Annotated in this window: 12 protein-coding genes; 10 read left to right on the forward strand and 2 right to left on the reverse strand. The window is 65.6% G+C overall.

Annotated elements, in window-relative coordinates; all coding sequences use genetic code 11:
- Nucleotides 1-20: 20 nt before the first annotated feature.
- From WKB88_RS04255 to WKB88_RS04270, 4 genes are all read left to right on the forward strand, one after another.
- Complete coding sequence (locus WKB88_RS04255; RefSeq protein ID WP_341393323.1) at nt 21-1424, forward strand: aminotransferase class III-fold pyridoxal phosphate-dependent enzyme; 1404 nt, start codon at nt 21-23, stop codon at nt 1422-1424.
- A 54-nt stretch (nt 1425-1478) separates the two neighbouring features.
- A complete protein-coding gene (locus WKB88_RS04260; RefSeq protein ID WP_341393324.1) occupies nt 1479-2675 on the forward strand; it encodes an acyl-CoA dehydrogenase family protein in 1197 nt (398 codons plus the stop codon).
- 86 nt (nt 2676-2761) lie between these two features.
- Nucleotides 2762-4243: an aldehyde dehydrogenase family protein gene (locus WKB88_RS04265; protein WP_341393325.1), complete on the forward strand. Its 1482-nt coding sequence runs from the start codon at nt 2762-2764 to the stop codon at nt 4241-4243.
- An 83-nt stretch (nt 4244-4326) separates the two neighbouring features.
- The gene (locus WKB88_RS04270) at nt 4327-5778 is read left to right on the forward strand and encodes an APC family permease (RefSeq protein WP_341393326.1); all 1452 of its coding nucleotides are present in this window, start codon (nt 4327-4329) and stop codon (nt 5776-5778) included.
- On the opposite strand, the gene WKB88_RS04275 is transcribed toward WKB88_RS04270, so the two are convergent.
- The gene (locus WKB88_RS04275; RefSeq protein ID WP_341393327.1) at nt 5714-7204 is read right to left on the reverse strand and encodes a helix-turn-helix domain-containing protein; all 1491 of its coding nucleotides are present in this window, start codon (nt 7202-7204) and stop codon (nt 5714-5716) included. The genes WKB88_RS04270 and WKB88_RS04275 overlap by 65 nt on opposite strands.
- Before the next feature lie 261 nt (nt 7205-7465).
- On the opposite strand from WKB88_RS04275, the gene WKB88_RS04280 reads away from it, so the two are divergent.
- Complete coding sequence (locus WKB88_RS04280) at nt 7466-9502, forward strand: hydantoinase/oxoprolinase family protein (RefSeq protein WP_341393328.1); 2037 nt, start codon at nt 7466-7468, stop codon at nt 9500-9502.
- Nucleotide 9503: 1 nt separating this feature from the next.
- Nucleotides 9504-11483, forward strand: coding sequence for a hydantoinase B/oxoprolinase family protein (locus WKB88_RS04285; protein ID WP_341393329.1), 1980 nt, complete (start codon nt 9504-9506; stop codon nt 11481-11483).
- A 64-nt stretch (nt 11484-11547) separates the two neighbouring features.
- On the opposite strand, the gene WKB88_RS04290 is transcribed toward WKB88_RS04285, so the two are convergent.
- Nucleotides 11548-12726 (reverse strand): helix-turn-helix domain-containing protein, encoded by a 1179-nt coding sequence (locus tag WKB88_RS04290; protein WP_341393330.1) that lies wholly within the window; start codon nt 12724-12726, stop codon nt 11548-11550.
- A gap of 163 nt (nt 12727-12889) precedes the next feature.
- Here WKB88_RS04290 and WKB88_RS04295 point away from each other — a divergent pair, with 163 nt between their 5' ends.
- The 4 genes from WKB88_RS04295 to WKB88_RS04310 are packed head-to-tail and all read left to right on the forward strand — an operon-like array spanning nt 12890 to nt 18905.
- Entirely contained in the window at nt 12890-14212 is a 1323-nt protein-coding gene (locus WKB88_RS04295) for an MFS transporter (protein ID WP_341393331.1), read from the forward strand.
- 24 nt (nt 14213-14236) lie between these two features.
- A complete protein-coding gene (locus WKB88_RS04300; RefSeq protein ID WP_341393332.1) occupies nt 14237-15931 on the forward strand; it encodes a thiamine pyrophosphate-dependent enzyme in 1695 nt (564 codons plus the stop codon).
- Nucleotides 15928-17628, forward strand: coding sequence for an amidohydrolase (locus WKB88_RS04305; protein WP_341393333.1), 1701 nt, complete (start codon nt 15928-15930; stop codon nt 17626-17628). Before WKB88_RS04300 ends, WKB88_RS04305 begins: the two co-directional genes overlap by 4 nt.
- Nucleotides 17625-18905, forward strand: coding sequence for a M20 family metallo-hydrolase (locus WKB88_RS04310; protein WP_341393334.1), 1281 nt, complete (start codon nt 17625-17627; stop codon nt 18903-18905). Before WKB88_RS04305 ends, WKB88_RS04310 begins: the two co-directional genes overlap by 4 nt.
- Nucleotides 18906-18921: the final 16 nt, after the last annotated feature.

Here is an 18921-nt window from a genome sequence, read left to right on the forward strand (position 1 = left end):
GCGCTGCGTAGCGTAACCCCATGATTGAGACTCCGATGGATACCGCCACTGCCGCGGCCCCGCTTCCCCAGTCCCGCCACCTGGCAACCGCTGTGCCCGGTCCCCGTTCACTCCAGCTCCATGCCGAGCGTGCGGAGCAGGTCAGCGCCGGGTTCGGCACCGTCCTGCCCGTTTTCGTGGACCGGGCCGAGGGCGGCATCCTCGCGGATGTGGACGGCAACCGGTTCATCGACTTTGCCTCCGGAATTGCCGTGACCAGCGTGGGCGCGTCCAACCCGCGGGTCCGCCGGCGCGTTGCGGCGCAGCTGGAACGGTTCACCCACACCTGTTTCATGGTCACCGAGTACGACTCCTTCACCCAAGTGTGCCGCTGGCTGAACCGGCACACACCGGGGGCCTTCGACAAGCGCACGGCGCTGTTCTCCACCGGTGCCGAAGCGGTGGAAAACGCCGTCAAGATTGCCCGGGCGGCCACGGGGCGCGCCAACGTGCTGGTGTTCGACGAGGCGTACCACGGCCGCAGCCTGCTGACCATGGCGATGACCGCCAAGGTCAACCCCTACCGGCTCAACTTCGGGCCGCTGCCGGCGGAGGTTGTCCGGGCTGCCTCGGCCAACCCCCTGCGGGCACCCGGGGGCGGCGCCGCGGGCGCGGATCCCGCAGCGGCAGCCCTGGCCGCCGTCGAGGCCACCCTGGCGGAGCACGGCCCGGAATCGTTTGCCGCAATGGTGGTCGAACCGATCCAGGGGGAAGGCGGCTTCATCGTCCCGGCCCCCGGTTTCCTGTCCGGGCTGCGCACCCTGGCGGACCGCCACGGCATCGTGCTGGTGATGGATGAGATCCAGGCCGGCATGGGACGCACCGGCACCCTCTTCGCCAGCGAGCACGAAGGCGTGGCCGGTGACATCACACTGACCGCCAAGGCCCTGGCCGGCGGCCTGCCGCTCTCGGCCGTGACGGGACGGGCGGAGCTTATGAACGCCGTACACACCGGCGGACTGGGCGGCACCTATGCCGGAAATCCGCTGGCCTGCGAAGCGGCGCTTGCGGTTTTCGAGGAGTTCGAGGACGGCACGCTCCTCGCCAATGCCCGCGCCATCGAGGCTGCGGCCCGGGAGGTGCTGGAGCCGCTGGTGGAACAAACCGGCGTCGTGGCCCAGTTCCGCGGCCGCGGGGCAATGCTGGCCCTGGAATTCGCCGATCCCGAAACTTTGCAGCCGCGTCCGGACCTGGCGCAGTCCATCTCCGCGTCCTGCCATGCACAGGGAGTGCTCACCCTGACCTGCGGCACGTACGGAAACGTCATCCGGCTGCTGCCGCCGCTGGTCATGAGCGAGGAGCTGCTGCGTGACGGGCTGGCCGTTCTGCGCAGCGCCGTCCTCGACGCGGCGCAGAACGCCGCACCGTCGGACGCCCCGGCCTAGCCCCGGCCTAGCTCCGGCCCTCCCCGTTACCCGCACCCACCGAGAAGGACCACAATGACCACCGCTTTCACGCCCGGAACCGAAGAGACGGTCCTGGATCCGTCCGACCTGATCAATTTCGACGCACTCCTGACCGCCGATGAACTCGCCCTGCGTTCCCGGGTCCGCGGGTTCGTCAATGAGCAGATCCGGCCCAACATCGCCCGCTGGTTCGAGGACGCGCACTTTCCGCTCGACATCGTTCCGGAAATGGGCAGGCTCGGGCTGCTCGGCATGCACCTGCACGGCTACGGCTGCGCCGGCCGTTCCGCCGTTGAATACGGACTGGCGGGCGCCGAGCTCGAAGCCGGAGATTCCGGGCTGCGCACCTTCGTCTCCGTGCAGGGCTCCCTGGCCATGAGCGCCATCTACAAGTGGGGGTCGGAGGAGCAGAAGCAGAGGTGGCTGCCCGGGATGGCGGCCGGGGAGCTCATCGGCTGCTTCGGGCTGACGGAGCCGACGGCGGGATCGGACCCGTCCTCCATGAAGACCTTCGCCCGGCAGGACGGGGAGGACTGGGTGCTGAACGGCACCAAGCGGTGGATCGGCCTGGCGAGCGTGGCCGCGGTGGCAGTCATCTGGGCGCAGACGGACGAGGGGATCCGCGGATTCCTTGTACCCACCGACACTCCCGGATTTGCCGCCACTCCGATCGAAGGCAAGCTGTCCATGCGCGCCTCCATCCAGTGCGAGATTGAGCTTAACGACGTGCGGCTGCCGGCCGACGCGGTTCTCCCCGGCGCCAGGGGACTGCGCGGTCCCTTCTCCTGCCTGAACGAGGCCCGCTACGGAATCATCTGGGGGTCCATGGGCGCGGCCCGCGACTCCTTCGAGGCCGCACTGGCCTATTCAAAGGACCGGCTGCAGTTCGACAAACCGCTCGCCGGCTACCAGCTCACCCAGCAGAAGCTCGTGGACATGGCACTGGAAATCAACAAGGGGTTCCTCCTTGCCCTGCATCTGGGCCGGCTCAAGGACGCCGGAACCCTGCAGCCGCACCAGATTTCGGTGGGAAAGCTGAACAACGTGCGCGAAGCCATCGCCATCGCCCGGGAGGCTCGCACCATCCTCGGCGGCAACGGCATCACCCTGGACTACTCGCCCCTGCGGCACGCCAACAACCTCGAGTCGGTGCGCACCTATGAAGGCACCGATGAGGTGCACACCCTCATTCTGGGCCAGCACCTCACCGGCCTTGCCGCCTTCCGCTGATTTCTTCCCCTGATTCCTAGTCCGCTGAGCCCTTGTCCACTGATCTTGTCCACTGACCGGCAGTCCAACACCAGGAGCACACCCCCATGACGCCCATTGCCCCCGCAGTGCAGCTGCGCCAGTTCATCGCTGGATCATGGGAGGAGGGCACCGGGGCCGTCCTGTCCTCCGCCAACCCCGCCCGTCCCGGCGAAGTGGTTGCGGAGGGCCTGCAGGCCACGGCCGAACACGTGGACCGCGCCGTCCGGGCGGCTTCGGACGCGGCCGCCGCGTGGGCGGGTACCCCGATGCACGAACGCGGTGCGGTCCTGCTCCGGGCAGCCGGCCTGCTGGAGCGGGCAGAGGAAAGCCTGGGCCGCGAACTGGCCCGGGAGGAGGGAAAAACACTCGCCGAGGCCCGGGGCGAAGTGGCGCGTGCCGCGCAGATCCTGCGGTACTTCGGGAACGAAGGCGACCGGGCGGCCGGCGAAGTCTTTGCCTCCCCCCGGAGGGGTGAGCGCATCCTGGTTGTCCGCAAGCCGCTCGGCGTCGTGGGTGTCGTCACGCCGTTCAACTTTCCCATCGCCATCCCGGCGTGGAAGATTGCGCCGGCGCTGGTGTACGGCAACACCGTCGTGTGGAAACCTGCGTCCACCGTGCCGCTGCTGGCGGTGCGGCTGGCTGAGGCCCTCGCGGACGCCGGACTGCCGAAGGGCGTCCTGAACCTGCTCATCGGGCCGGGAAAACTGGGCACCGCCCTGGTGGAACATCCCCGGCTGGACGGCCTGACCTTCACCGGTTCCACCGCCGTCGGGCGCCGCCTCGCGGCCGCAGGTGCTTCCCGGGGCCTCCCGGTCCAGGCGGAGATGGGCGGAAAAAACGCAGCCATCGTGCTGAAGGACGCCGATCTGGACCTGGCAGCGGAACAGGTCGTCCTCGGTGCGTTCCGCTCCACGGGACAGAAGTGCACGGCAACTTCGCGTCTCGTGGTGGACGAGCAGGTGGCGGACGAGTTCCTGGGCCGCCTCCGCACCCGCCTTGACGCCTGGGCGGTGGGGGACCCCACGGACCCGGGAGTGCACATGGGGCCGCTGATCAGCGCCGGCGCCGCAGACAGCGTGCGCAGGGGAATCTCGGCAGCCGTCGAAGAAGGGGCTGCGCTCGCCTATGAGGGCAAGGGCCCCGGCGATCCCGAGGGCGGCTTCTACCTGCCCGCAACCATCTTGGAACTTCCCCGCAACCCTGCTTCCGGTGCCGCCAATACCGCCTGGCGGGAAGAGTTTTTCGGCCCGGTGCTCTCGGTGCGCCGGGCCTCAGGCACAGCCAATGCCTTCGAACTCGCCAATGAGAGCGACTTCGGGCTCAGCGCCGCAGTGTTCACCCAGGACGTCACCCGGGTGCTTGAAGCGGTGGACAGCATCGACGTCGGAATCCTCCACGTGAATTCGGAATCCGCCGGTGCCGATCCCCATGTGCCTTTCGGCGGTGCGCGGAAATCCGGATACGGACCGAAGGAGCAGGGCGGAGCGGCGAAGGAATTTTTCAGCCACACCACCACGGTCTATCTGCGCGGCGGAAACCCGCGGTAGTCTGCCGTCCACACCAGGCAACTCCTGCACCAAAGGCACCAAAACCACCTACTTCGCACCGGCAAAACTAAAGGGGCACGCCCATGGCACGTTCAAAAGTGGAATCCGTCCGGCAGTCGGAACCGTCCCTGCTCAAGGTCCTGGGCAACTGGGACGTACTGGCGCTCGGCTTCGGAGCCATGATCGGCTTCGGCTGGGTGGTTCTGACCGGAGACTGGATAGCCTCGGCGGGAACCATGGGCGCGGTGCTGGCGATGGTGACCGGCGGGCTGATCATGGCCGTCGTCGGCCTCACCTACGCGGAACTGGTAGCGGCCATGCCCAAGGCGGGCGGGGAACACAACTACCTGCTGCGGGGGATGGGCCCGCGCTGGTCCTTCATCGGCTCCTGGGGAATCACCGGCGGGTACATCACCATTGTGGCGTTCGAGGCCGTCGCGCTGCCGCGGACCGCCACGTATCTCTTTCCCGATCTGAACGCAGTGCCGCTGTGGAGCGTTGCCGGGGACCAGGTCCACCTGACCTGGGCGCTGGTGGGCGCCGTTGCCGCCGTCGTCGTGACCGCCATCAACATCCGGGGCGTGCGGCACGCGGGCATTGCCCAAACCTTTGTGGTCCTGCTGCTGCTCATCGTGGGCCTGATGCTGGTTTTCGGTTCCTTCACCGGCGGTTCGACCGCCAACATGGAACCGTTCTTCACCGGCGGGATGGGCGGCTTCTTCGCCGTGCTGGTTGTTGTGCCGTTCATGTTCGTCGGGTTCGACGTCATCCCGCAGTCGGCGGAGGAGACCAAAATTCCGGCCCGCCAGATCGGCCGGCTCGTAGTCATTGCGGTGGCCCTGGCCACGGCCTGGTACGTGGGCACCATCCTCACCACCTCCTCGGCCATGAACGCTGACGAGCTGGCGGGAACGGACATCGCGACGGCGGACGCCATGGGCAAGCTTTTCGGCAGCGACATCATGGCCAAGGTCCTGATTGCCGGCGGCATTGCGGGCATCCTGACCTCGTGGAACTCGCTTCTGCTCGGTGCTTCCCGGCTGATGTACTCCATGGCGCGGTCCGGCATGCTGCCGGCGTGGTTCGGCAAGCTCCATCCCACGTACCGCACTCCGGTCAATGCCCTGGTCTTCATCGGCGGGCTGTCCGTCCTGGCTCCGTTCTTCGGGCAGAACATGCTGGGCTGGCTGGTCGATTCAGGTTCCCCCAGCATTGTGATTGCCTACGCGCTGGTGTCCCTGGTCTTCGTGCTGCTGCGCCGCAGCGAGCCGAAGATGGACCGCCCGCTGCGGATCGGCGGCGCCGGCAACGGCGGGCGCATCATCGGCATCGCCGCAGTGGTGCTGTGCCTGGGGCTGCTGTCGCTGTATCTGCCGGGAATGCCCGCCGCGCTCGGTTCCGTCCCGTGGCTGCTCTTCGGCCTGTGGTGGGGCCTGGGCATGGTCTTCCTCCTGCGGATCCCCGCCGGAATCAAACCGGGGATCCGGGCAGAGGAGGACCTGCTGGAACGCCTTGCCGCCCGCCGCCGCGGCTGAGGGCGCCGTCAGCTTCGGCTGTCAGGACTTCGTCCTGCAACGCCAGATATACGTTAGCCAGCATCTCGGGGTACTGGAGCGAGCTGCCCAAGAGCTCCTCACACCGGCGCAGCCGGTATCGGATGCTGTTGGGATGGACAAACATGGCCTGTGCCGTTGACCTCACGTCCATACCGTGTGCAAACCAAAGGACCAGCGTTTCCCGCAGTTGTGGCTGATCCCTCAGCGGTGCGGTTTGACGAGCCATACGGTCAGCTACCGAAGGCCCCGGGTTCCGGGCCTTGAGCCATGCAGCCAACCCGACATCCTCCATCCGGATTACGAGGCCTTGGCCCGGAGGCCGCCGGCGCTCGGCGACCGTACGGGCCGTCTCAGCCTCCTGATACGCCTCCGGGGAACCTGTCAGGGTATAAAACGGTTCGGAAGCGCCCACCACATGGCTGGCTCCAGCTTCCCTGAACCATTCGGACAACTGGCTGCGTTCAGTGGCCAGTGCGTGCATGACCGGGCTAGCGCCCACATCGTAGTGCTCAGCTACGATGAGCCCAAGCCCCAGTTCCAGGCCCAGACTGAGCAGGTCGTGGTGCCGCCGCAGTGAGGGCTCGCCAATTGCAGACAGGACAGCGAACCGGAAACTGTCCCCTGTACGGAAGCCGTAGGGAAGGAGTTGGTCCAGTAGCCGTCGTTCCCGGTGGGGCGAAATACCGTTGCGCAGCAGCGAGAGGAGCGACTGGCCGTAATGTTGCTGGTTAGTCCAGGCCGCACTGTTGATTCCGCTGATGGTCCTGAACAGTTGGGCACTGGCTTCCAGAGCAGGCTCGGCGATTTCCGCCAGATGCTGTGACTGCTGGCTCGCGACTGCCACCAAAAAAATGTCCGGCCCCCGAGCGACACGCCGAGTCATTGCCGTCCAGCGCCCAATTTGAAGGGGAACACGTTCGGTGATCAACGTGGCGTGGGCGTCCCAGATTAGGCGGGCGGGGCCTGTCCCGGCGGAATGGATGATTTTACCGGAGAGGTCGTAGACGAAGGCGGATCCACTAACCACGTCAGCAAGACGGGCAACGACGGCGTTGAGCGGGTCCGGGCTGCCTGCTGCCTCCAGGAGGCTGGTCAGAAGCCGGTTGAAGCGCTGGAGCTGGATCAGTTCCTCACGCTGCAGTCTCATGAAGACGTATTGCTCAACCTCCCTCAGCGTGGTGCTGACTGGAAGCTCAAAGAGCGGTAAGCAGGCGAGCCTGGCCGACTGCACCAGTGGTTCCGGCGTGCCTTCCCCATCATTTCCTGGCCGGTACAGCAGCGCCGATACTCCCGCTGCGCTGAAGCGCGTGACCAAGGCATCGGCCCAACCCGGCGCGCTCGGCAGCGGAAACAAGTGCTCTGCATCCATGAGCACGACAAAGCCTGGTTCAAGTCGCTCAACCACCGCTCTCGGTCGATAGTTGTGCGTTCCAAGCAGCTCACGATCGCGTCCCCCATTCACAAGTGGATTTGCCCCGTACGCTGCTGCTTCAACCAGGTCGCTAAGGTGCAAGCCGCTGCCCAACCTTCCATGGTCCTTAATTTCCAAGGTCCTTAATTTGGATCCTGTCCAAAAGGGTCGGGCCCAATCTTGTGTAACGAACAATGACAGTCTATGTGATTGGCACCACAGTAGAAGGATGGATTCGATCCGGAGGAGAAAACATTGAGTCAAATTCGTGTGGCCGTCGATGTGGGAGGGACATTTACTGATGTCTGCATCTTCAATGAGGATGACCGCTCTATAAGGGTCACCAAGGTTCCATCGACACCCGCCGACCCCATGGCTGCTGTGATGAGCGGCATTAAACGCGGCGAGATAGACCTTCACAATGTTTCGCTATTTAGCCACGGAACTACGGTGGCCACCAACGCTCTTATTACCCGCCGGTTTCCCAAAGCAGCTATGGTCACCACCCGAGGTTTCCGCGATGTAATCGAGATTAGGGACGGGACCAAGGACAACCTGTGGGACGCATATGACGACGTTCCGGGGCCCTACATCCGGAGGCGCGACCGTTTCGAAGTTGGGGAGCGTGTCGACTTCGAAGGCAATGTAGTAACTCCGCTAGACGAGGAAGAAGCGCGGAAGCTTGCTGCCGTGCTGCGGCGGCGGCAGGTTAGTACAGTGGCGGTCTGCTTCATCAACTCCTTTGCCAACCCGTCGCACGAGCGGCGGATGCGGCAGATTCTGGAGGAGGAGCTGCCGGAGGCCACGATCTCCGCGTCTGCTGAAGTCCTTCCCGAGATCTTCGAGCATGACAGGTTCAACACGGCCGTATCGAATGCTGTGCTGGCTCCGCTTGTCTCCGGCTATGTGAATCGACTGAGCGGTGCACTGCGTGAGGGAGGCTATCGGGGCGACCTGCTGCTCCTCCACTCAGGAGGCGGCTCGATGACACCGCGAATGGTCGAGCAGTACCCGGTGCGTCTGGCGGCCTCCGGTATCGCCGCAGGAGCCATCTCCGCCCAGTTCATCGCTGAACAGTGCGGCATGTCCCACGCGGTGGGATTGGACATGGGAGGCACCTCCACTGACATCTGCCTGGTCAATGACGGGGAGCTGCGCACCACGAAGGAGTGGCAGGTTGAGTACGGCCATCCGATCATCTTCCCGAGCATTGAGGTGCTCACCATTGGTGCCGGCGGCGGGTCTCTGGCTCACATCGACATCGCAGGGTCGCTTCGCAACGGACCTCAGTCTGCTGGCGCTGATCCCGGACCTGCCTGCTACGGCAACGGCGGCACTGCGCCCACCAATACGGATGCCAACATTGCGTTGAACCGGTTGGGCAGCGATCTGGCAGGGGGCGCAAAACGCCTGGATAGGGACGCAGCCCTGGACGCCATCGACACTGTCATAGGCAAGCCACTCGCCATGAGCACGGAACAAGCAGCGTGTGCCATCCTCAAGGTCGCCAACGCAAATATGGCAGACGCCGTCCGTCTCGTCTCCATCCGCCGGGGGTTGGACCCCCGTGATTTTGCCCTAATCGCATTTGGCGGTGCCGGAGCCCTGCACGGGGCGGAAGTTGCACGTGAACTAGGTATTCCCACCGTGATTGTGCCGCCCAACCCCGGCGTGACCTCGGCGATGGGATGCCTTCTGGTGGACATCCGCCACGACTTGTCGGAAATGTACTCGGAGCTTGTGGGCCGAATCGATTCCGAGGACCTCGAACAGCATTTTGGCGCGCTGGAAGCGGACGCCGCCGGCCGCCTTGCACACGAGCGGGTGACTGCCGAGAACGCGGTCCTCCAACGTAAAATTTCGATGCGTTACCACGGGCAGTGGCGTTCGCTCATGGTTCCCGTGAACCGTGGCCCGGAGGCGTTGGCGCAGGCGGTGCAGACCTTCCACGAACAACACGAGAAGGAATACGCGTTCCGCCAAGACGACCAGCCGGTGGAGGTATATCAGTTGCATGTCACCGGGATCGGCCGGACTCCGAAGCCATCCTTCCGCCGGGCTGAAAAATTGGTTGCAGACCCCGGAGATCCACTCTCCGTTCGCTCCGTCTTTTTCGAAGAAGGCGGCTGGCAGCAAACCCCGGTCTACGAGCGTTCCACAACACCTGCGGGAGCCCGGATTATCGGCCCGGCCGTTATTTCCCAACTTGACTCCACCACGCTGATTCCACCGGGTACCCAGGCCGAAGTGGACGAGTGGTTCAACATCCGCATCCATCTGAAGGAGGCCTGACATGAAACCAACACACGCTGTGGAACCAGTTGGAACGCTTGATCCGGTGACATTTGAGGTCTTGAAGAATGCGTTCGTTACCAGCGTGGACCTGATGAGCGAGCAGATTCTGCGCACCTGCTATTCCTTCGTCATCTATTCCCGCGATTTCTCGTCCGCCCTGTGTGACGCGCAGGGCAACACCGTTATGCAGGGCAGCGCAGACATCGCAGTGCACGTGGGAACCCTGCACTTTCAATGTCAGTCCGTTTTGGAAGAGTTCAACAGCGACATCAATCCCGGAGACGTGTTCTGCGTCAATGACCCCTACCGGGGAGGCACGCACTTCAACGATGTTAGCTTTATCCGCCCGATATTTTCCCAAGATGTGCTGCTGGGCTTCGCGCAAAACAAAGGACACTGGGCAGATATTGGTGGGTCCGTACCTGGCTCCTTTGACGTCAGTGCCAAGGAACATTTTGGCGAAGGCCTCCGTATTACGCCGGTACGGGTCTGGTCGCGAGGGACGTTTCAGCGGGATGTAGCCCGATTGCTCGTCGGCAACACGAGGGCCCCGGAACAGGCTATGGGCGACCTGCACGCCCAGGCTGAAGCCACCGCAGTATGTGAACGTGAGATCCTGCGACTGGTCGAACGGTATTCACGGGCAACTGTTCTGGAAGCCATGAGAGAAACCCAGGACTACGTCACCAGAACCGTGCTGCGCCAGTTGGAGTCCCTTCCACAAGGGGAATGGGAAACCGTGGATTACCTGGACAGCGATCCTGGTAAGGACGAGGGCCTGGTCCCCATCAAGATAAAGCTGACCTTGGACGGGACCGGCATTCGGTACGATCTGACGGGGTCTGCAGAGGTAGTGTCCACGTTCCTGAACTCGGGTTACGGCACCACATTCTCGGCCATTTACGCCGGAACCAAGACGTTTTTTCCCGATGTTCCCCTCAATTCAGGCTTTTATGCAGCTGTGACCGCCGACATCGGCGAGGAAGGCACAGTGGTCAACGCCGGTTGGCCGCACGCGGTGACAGGTTTCTGTTCGGGACCTTACGAAAAACTGATGAACGGGATCTTCGAAATCTGGTCCCAGGTGATGCCGGAACGGGCCATGGCGTGCGCCTTCAACCTCGAATACCTTCTCATCGGAGGGCGCGACGGACGAAGCCGGGAGAAGCCGTTTTTCATGTGGTACGACTGGATGGCAGGCGGCTGGGGCGGGCGCTCCTCCAAGGACGGAACAGGAGCCACGGCACCCGTCTTCGGCGCAGGACTTGCAGTCCAGCCTGTCGAGGGCCAGGAGCGGTTGACCCCGGTGCTCACTACCCACCATGAGCTGATCACGGATTCAGGCGGACCGGGCCGTTTCCGCGGCGGTGTCGGGGTGGAGAAGGGCGGGATTCTTATGGATGCCACAAATGCAGTAATGAGCTATTGCTGCGATCGCGCCAGGTCCGTCACCTGGGGTATTGCCGGCGGGTTGCCATCCATTCCGCACGGAGTTTGGTTGAACAAGGGGCGGGAAGGAGAAAAATACCTCGGTGCCGTATTTTCTTCGGTACCCGTTGAGTCAGGAGATTTCTTCACCCGTCCGTCCGCAGGCGGGGGCGGCTTCGGTGATCCGCTGGAGCGTACTCCAGAAGAGGTCCTGGAGGATGTCATCGACGGGTATGTCTCTGTGAAGCGAGCGGAGTTGGATTACGGAGTGGTCATAGTTGAGCACGACGCCGAGATTGACGATTTCGAGATCGATGGCCCCGCCACGGTCAAAACCCGGGCCGAAATCAGTCGGCTTCGCCGCTCGTGGATGGAGGAAGACCCGGCGCTGGTGGCCAAGCGCTATCGCCAGGGAGACATCGACGCGATGGACGTAGTGCGTAGACACGGAGTCATCCTTGACTGGGGAACCGGGGAACACTTTCCAACAACCACGGAGCAGTACCGGCAGATGATGCAGCGCCGCTCTGTGGCAGGTTGGACTGCGTAAGACGCTGCCGAGGACGATGGGCTTGTCCCGCCGCCGCGGCTGAGGACTGCTTCCGGCCTGGTTCCTAGGACCAGGCCACCACCAGACGGGCAGCTGCCTCCGGAACTGTGACGTCGATGCCGGTCAGTTCGGTGAAGCGCCGCAGCCGGTTCATCAGCGTGTTCCGGTGGCAGAACAGCTGCTCCGCGGAACGGGCAACGCTGCCGGTGGCCAGATAGGACCGCACGGCTTCCTGCAGCCGGTCCTTCTCCACGGGGCCGCACTGCCGTAGCGCCTCGTCCACGTCCGGAACCATTGGAACACCGGTCTCGGCCAACCTGTGGCGGGCCAGGCGGGCCCACGCATTGCGCATGGTCAACGCGGCCCGGTCGCCGTCACCGGCGAGTGCAGCAAGGGCACGTGCGGTCCGGGCCGCCGTCCGAAGCCCGGCCAGGCCGTGCACCGGTTCCACCAGTCCGCAGCGGATTCCCCGAATCTGCTCCATCGTTTCCCGGTCCGCACTGCCGGCACGGGAATCGGCAACCCAGAACGCGGCCAGTCCGTCCGGCAGCGGATGGGTGAAGACTGCCGCGCCGCGGCGTGAGGCAGCGGCGGCGGCCAGGTGGAGCTGGCCCGCGCCGTCGGCCGCTGCAGCAGCCACGGCCAGGACGGCATCCTCGGCGATGCCGAGCTCCAGGGCGGTGCGGGCCAGCAGCTCCGGCGGAGTACTCGCAGGCCCGAACAGGGCCGCCACATATCCCTGGCGCACGGACGACGCTTCCTGGGCCATGCGCTGGCGTTCATCGAGGTAGGTGGCCTGGGTCTGCACGGCGTAAGAGTCGACGACGTGCCAAACGGTCTCCGCCCGGCGCACCAGCAGCTCGGCGTCCGCGGGATCGGCCAGCAGCATCAGCTCATTCCAGAGCACGGTGAAATCCAGCCGGATGGCTGACGTGAGGGATTCCACCGGAACCCCGGCGCGGGCGCGCGACACTCCGACCTCCAGGGCAATGTCCTGCCGTACCGCCGCCAGTTCCCGCTGATTGGAGGTCTGCCGCAGGCTCGCGATCAGCGTCCGGAAGGAAGCCGCCGCGGTCCGGCGGATTTCGCTGGCCGGAAGTGTCCCGTCGCGGTAGTCTTCCAGCCGCAGCACGCGCTCGAGGAACAGGCTGCTCAGCCGGTCGACGCTGAGCCCGTCCAGCAGTGCGTTCCACCGCCCCTCAAACTCGTCTGTGTTAACTTCATGTTTCCCTGCAATGGCCACCGCGTAAACGCTCCAATTCTGTGCTTTTGCACAGTTTAGCCGTCCAAACCGGCGTCATTAGATGCACGTCACAAACCCTCCCCGGTGACATGCTGGTGCTTCGTTCCCGTCCGCACCGGCCGTTTTCCACGCCCGCGGACCCCAGCAGCTGCAGAGGCAGGCCATGACACAACAACTGAACCTCGAGGCCGGGGCCACCCGGACCATCACCGACAAGGAGGCCATGAAGGTCTCCATCGGCGCCTTGATCGGCACCGCGATGGAATGGTACGACTTCTTCCTTTTCAGTGCCGCCGCGGCCCTGGTCTTCAACGTCCAGTACTTCACCAATGAGAACGCCACTGCCGCTGCCCTGGCCTCCTTCGCGACCTTCGGCGTCGGACTGCTGGCCCGCCCGCTCGGCGGCATGTTCTTCGGCGCCATGGGCGACCGGATCGGACGCCGCAAGACGCTCATGATCACCATCGTCGGCATCGGCGTCATCACCGGGCTGATCGGCATGCTCCCCACCTACGCCGCGATCGGCATCGCGGCACCGGTACTGCTTGTGCTGCTGCGGGTTGCGCAGGGGCTCTTCGTCGGCGGGGAGTGGTCCGGGGCCATGACCATAGTCGTGGAGAACGCACCGCTGGCGCGCCGCGCACGCTACGCCGCCCTGCCCCAGATCGGTTCCCCGATCGGCACCATTCTGTCCTCCGGCGGATTCTTCCTGGCGACGGTCTTCTTCTCCAAGGAGAACTTCGACGACTTCGGCTGGCGCATCCCGTTCCTGGCCGCCATTCCGATGCTGTTCATTGCGCTGTACATCCGGAGCCGGCTTGACGAGTCCCCGGTGTTCGCCGAACTGCTCGAGCACGGGCAGGTCGAGAAGACTCCGATCCGCACCACCTTGGTCGATTCCTGGAAGCACATCCTGGTCGGCATGGCCGCGGCGCTGCTGGGTGTTGGCGGTTTCTACCTCGTCACGGCCTTCGTGGTGTACTACGGCGTTGCCATCCTGGGCTATTCCTCTCAGCTGATGCTCCTGGGCGGAATGGTTGCCGCCGTCGTCGAAATCCCCGTCCTGATCCTGGGCGGACGGCTCGGTGAACGCTTCGGCGCCAGCCGTGTCCTTCTTTACGGCGGGCTCGCCTCCGCAGCGGCGGCCGTTCCCTCGTTCCTGCTGATCACGTCCGGAAACGAGGTGCTGGTGGTCGTGGGCATGACCCTTGCGGTGGCCACTCTGTCCCTGCCGTACGCAGCCAACGGCACCGTCCTCACCGGACTGTTCCCGGCCCGCACCCGGTACACGGGTGTCGGCTTCGCCCAGAACACCGCCGGCATGGTGTCAGGCTTCCTGCCGCTGCTTGCCACCGCCATGGTCGCCGCGGCCTCGGACCATTGGTGGCCGGCGGCAGTCCTGCTGGTGCTCCTGAGCCTGTTCACTGCCGCCGCCGGCGTTATTGTGCCGCGGATGAGCGTGGACCTGCCCGGCTTCAAGCACTAATTTCCTCCCACCGAAAGAGCTCTCATGCCATCGTTGTCCGCCGGCCACCTGATTGTCCGCCAGCTCGAGGAACACGGCGTCGCCCGCGTGTACACCGTCCCGGGCGAGAGTTTCCTCGACGTCCTCGACGGGCTGCACGATTCCTCCATTGACACCGTTGTCTGCCGGCATGAGGGAGGTGCCGGGTTCATGGCCCTGGCGGAATCCCGGCTCACCGGAACTCCCGGTGTTGCCATGGTGACACGGGGGCCGGGAGCCGCGAACGCCATGATCGCCGTCCACACCGCCTGGCAGGATGCAACGCCGATGGTCCTCTTTGTCGGCCTGATCCCGCTGACGGACCGCGGCCGCGGCGCCTTCCAGGAGTTCAGCCTGGAGGGCTGGTTCGGCACCACGGCCAAGCAGGTGATGGTGCTCGACGACGAACGGCGGGCCGCGGAAACAGTCGCCGCGGCCATGCGGCTGGCCGTGTCCGGCCGTCCCGGACCGGTCATCATTGGCCTGCCCGAGGATGTCCTGGTGCGCACGGCCGGCACCGGAACCGTTCCGCTCCGTGCGCCAGCAGACGCTGAACCGGCGTCCCGGGCGCTGGGGGAACTGGTATCCCGGCTGGCCCGCGCCGAACGCCCGCTGCTGATTGTGGGCGGGGACGGATGGACAGCCGACGACGGCGGTCAGCTTGCTGCCTGGGCGGCGGCTGCACGGATTCCGGTGGCCGCGGACTTCCGGTCCTACGACGCCGTTCCGCATCTCTCTCCTGCCTGGTCCGGGTGGCTGGGCTACGGCCGGGCCGACACGCTGGCAGGCCGCCTTGATGAGGCCGATCTGCTGCTCTTCGTCGGCTGCGCCAGGACGGACGTCCTCAGCGACGGGTACACCCGCGGGCTGGCGGCCGAAACTCTTCTTGTGCTTCAGGATCCGGAGGCGGCAGGACATGCCGGGCGGATCGACCTGCATATTCCCGCTGCGCCGGCGGCGTTTGTGGCGGCGCTGCCGCAGCCCGGGGCGGCCCGCGGCAGCCGCAGCGGCGCGTGGATGGAAGCCCTTGCCGCCGACCAGGCACGGTATTCCGTGCCGGCCGCGGACGGAGGCACCGGCGTCGACCTTGGGACGGCCTTCGGACTTCTGGAGGAACTGCTGCCCGAAAACCGCATCCTGACCTACGGGGCGGGAAACGCCACCATCTGGGGTGCCCGCTACCTCAGCCACCACGGCGCCGGCTCGCTGGTGGGGCCGCGCAACGGCGCCATGGGGCTCGCGGTTCCCGCCGCTGTGGCGGCATCGCTGATTCACCCCGGGCGCCGCGTGGTTGCCGTCTGCGGCGACGGAGACTTCATGATGAACGCGCAGGAGCTGGCGGTTGCCGCGGCCCGGAAAGCCGCACCGCTGATTATCGTTGCGGACAACGGCGGCTACGGCACCATCGTGGCGCACCAGCGCCGGCATTACCCCCACCGTCCCTCCGGCACGGCCCTGGACAACCCCGATTTCGCCGGATTGATCCGCAGCTTCGGAGGCCACGGCGAACGGGTGGAGGAAACGGCCGATTTCGGACCGGCGCTGGAACGGGCACTGGGCAGCGGGCGCCTGGCCCTGCTGCACCTCATCACCGACCCGGCAACCATGGCTCCGGACACCTCGAACGCAGCCGGCACCGCAACCGGGAGCACCGCCGGCTCCACCGCCCCGGAACCGGCAGCGGCAGGAGGAAACCGATGAAACTCGACCTGATCCTGCGCGGGGCAAACATCATCACCCTGGAAGCGGAGCGCCCGGCGGCCTCTTCAGTCGGCGTGCTCAACGGCCGGATCGCGGGATTCGACGAGGAACTGGAAGGCTGCACCGCCGAACAGGACATCGGGCTGGACGGGGCAACCGTGGTGCCCGGCTTCATTGACGCGCACTGCCACACCACGTGGTGGGGCCTGGGGCTGGGAGCCGTTGATCTGGAGCAGGCACGCGGGCTCCCCGAGCTGTATGCCCTGCTGGAGGCCGAAGTGCAGCGGCTGGCGGACACCCCGGACGCCTGGATCAACGGAACCGGCTTCAACCACAAGCACCACGGCGGAGCCTACCCGGACATCCGTGAGCTGGACCGGATCACGGGGGACCGGCCGCTCTATCTGCGCCACGTCTCAGGGCACCTGTCCATCACCAACACCGCCACACTGAAACTGGCAGGAGTCTTTGAACCCGGTTTTTCCGACTCCACCGGCGGATCCGTCCTGCGCGGCGAGGACGGTTCACCCACCGGAGTCGTGGAAGAAGCCGCCCAGCAGCTGCTCCAGGACCTGCTGCTGCCCTATCCGGTGGCACGAATCGTCGACGCGCTGGACGCCGCAACAGCCCGGTTCGCCGCGGAAGGCATCACCAGCTTCACCGAGGCCGGAGTGGGCGGCGGGTGGATCGGCCACAGCCCGGTGGAAGTCCGCGCCTATCAGCTCGCCGCCGCGAGCGGCCGGCTGCACGCACGCGCCCAGCTCATGCCCGCACTCGACGCGCTGCGCCCGCTACGGGCCAACGAAACCGACATGCACGGCACCGGTACGGGCCGCGGCATTGATCTGGGTGCCGTAGCCGGCTTCGGAGACGAGTGGGTGTCGCTGGGCCCGGTCAAGGTCTTCATGGACGGCTCGCTCCTGGGCGCGACGGCGGCGGTCACCGAGGACTACTGCGGCCACCCGCACAACACGGGATACCTGCTCGATGATCCGGCGGTGTACCGCGAGCGCGTGGACGCGGCCTACCGGGCCGGCTGGCCCATCGCCCTGCACGCCATCGGCGACGCCGCCATCGACCTGGCAACGGAGATCATCATCGCGTGCCAGGAACGCTACGGACGCAATTCCCTGCCCAACCGGATTGAACACTTCGGTATCGCCCGGCCGGACCAGTTAGCTGCCGTTGCTGCTGCCGGCATCGCCGTCACGCCGCAGGCAGCGTTCATCGGGCCGCTCGGAGATCAATTCGCTGCAATGGTCGGGCCGGAACGGGAAGGCTGGCTCTACCGGGGCAGGTCGCTTGTGGACGCCGGAATCCTCGTGGCTGGCAGTTCCGACCTGCCCGTTGCGGATAACAACGTCCTGCGCGCGATGCAGTCCTGGGTGGACCGCAAAACCGAACAGGGCAGGATCCTGGGCGGAGCAGGCGAGGGACTCACCCCGGAGGAAGCACTGCGCACCTACACCGACTGGGCTGCACAGGCCACCGGTACCCACGCACGGAACGGCACGCTCCGCCGGGGCAAGCTGGCGGACTTTGCCGTGCTGTCCGGATCTCCGCTGGACTCGGCGGACATCTCTGAGCTTCAGGTGCTGGCCACGATTGCCGGCGGCGAATTTACCCACAACCGGCTGGCTGCCGGACCACAGCCGGGGACAGAGTCCCCGGCCCGAACCACAGGAGCAGCACTATGACCATCACTACCCGCCAGCAGGCACCCCTCGGCAGCGGTGCCGGCGCCTTCCTCGCAGATTTCCATTCCATGAGCACTTTCGGGGCCACTGCGGGCGGGGGAGTTGACCGGCAGGCCGGCACTGCGGAAGACGGACAGACGAGGAACTGGTTCCGCGGCCTGGCCGAGGGCCATGGCTTCGAGGTGCGCTACGACGCCGTGGGCAACCAGTTTGCCCTGCTGGAACTGGTCCCCGGCGCGCCGTACATCGCCATGGGGTCGCATCTGGACTCGCAGCCGCTGGGCGGGCGGTTCGACGGCGCCTACGGCGTCCTGGCAGCCGTTCACGCGGCCATCAGGCTGCAGCAGCGGCTGGCCGCCGGCGGGTCGGCACCGCAGTTCAACGTCGCCGTCGTGAACTGGTTCAACGAGGAAGGCTGCCGGTTCAAGCCGTCGATGATGGGCAGCGCCGTCTTCACGGGCAAGCTGTCCGCCGAGCATGTCCTCGAGACAGTGGATCCCCGCGGCACGTCCGTGCGCGAAGCGCTGGAGAGCATCGGCACCATCGGAGACTTCTCCCTGGACCTGGCAGCCTATCTGGAAATCCACATTGAACAGGGCCGCTCCCTGGAGGACGCAGGCCTGACCATCGGCCTGGTGGAGTCGACCTGGGGCGCCAACAAATACGAATTCACCGTGCACGGTGAACAGGCGCACACCGGGGCCACGATCATCGCCGACCGGCACGACGCCCTGCTCGGCGCCAGCGCGCTCGTGGTGGCGGCCCGGGAAATCGCCGACGGGTTCAGCACGGAAGAACACGCCGTCATCACTTCCTGCGGAGAGTTCACCGTGTACCCAAATTCGCCCGTCGTGGTTGCCAGCCGGGTGGAACTGCTGGTGGACCTGCGCAGCACCGACGCCGAGGTCCTCGCCGCGGCCGACGCCGAGCTGCACCGGCGGATTGCGGCTATTCAACAGTCGGCAGCGGTGCGGATCGAGCAGGGTGCGCAGCACGTCTGGGGAGCGAAGGCCTATGACAAGGCCGGGATGTCGCTGGCCGCGGAGTGCGCGGCCGATCTGGGCCTGTCCTACGGAACGGTGCGTACCCTGGCCGGGCACGATTCCACCAACCTCAAGGATCTGGTGCCCACGATCATGCTCTTTGTCCCCAGCGTGGAGGGCATTTCCCACAACGAAAAGGAACTGACCAGCGACGACGACATGCTGGCCGGGGTGGACCTGCTGACCGAGCTGCTTGGACGCGTGGTTGAGGGTGCATTTGTAGCTGTGCCTTAGCATTTTGCCAGGGCTG

This window comes from Arthrobacter sp. G119Y2, from assembly GCF_038069765.1.
GTDB lineage: Bacteria > Actinomycetota > Actinomycetes > Actinomycetales > Micrococcaceae > Arthrobacter_B.

Coding starts and splice junctions, on each gene's coding strand:
- WKB88_RS04265 (WP_341393325.1), top strand. CDS start 2,762: ATGACGCCCATTGCCCCCGCAGTGCAGCTGCGCCAGTTCATCGCTGGA.
- WKB88_RS04300 (WP_341393332.1), top strand. CDS start 14,237: ATGCCATCGTTGTCCGCCGGCCACCTGATTGTCCGCCAGCTCGAGGAA.
- WKB88_RS04310 (WP_341393334.1), top strand. CDS start 17,625: ATGACCATCACTACCCGCCAGCAGGCACCCCTCGGCAGCGGTGCCGGC.
- WKB88_RS04285 (WP_341393329.1), top strand. CDS start 9,504: ATGAAACCAACACACGCTGTGGAACCAGTTGGAACGCTTGATCCGGTG.
- WKB88_RS04270 (WP_341393326.1), top strand. CDS start 4,327: ATGGCACGTTCAAAAGTGGAATCCGTCCGGCAGTCGGAACCGTCCCTG.
- WKB88_RS04260 (WP_341393324.1), top strand. CDS start 1,479: ATGACCACCGCTTTCACGCCCGGAACCGAAGAGACGGTCCTGGATCCG.
- WKB88_RS04295 (WP_341393331.1), top strand. CDS start 12,890: ATGACACAACAACTGAACCTCGAGGCCGGGGCCACCCGGACCATCACC.
- WKB88_RS04255 (WP_341393323.1), top strand. CDS start 21: ATGATTGAGACTCCGATGGATACCGCCACTGCCGCGGCCCCGCTTCCC.
- WKB88_RS04305 (WP_341393333.1), top strand. CDS start 15,928: ATGAAACTCGACCTGATCCTGCGCGGGGCAAACATCATCACCCTGGAA.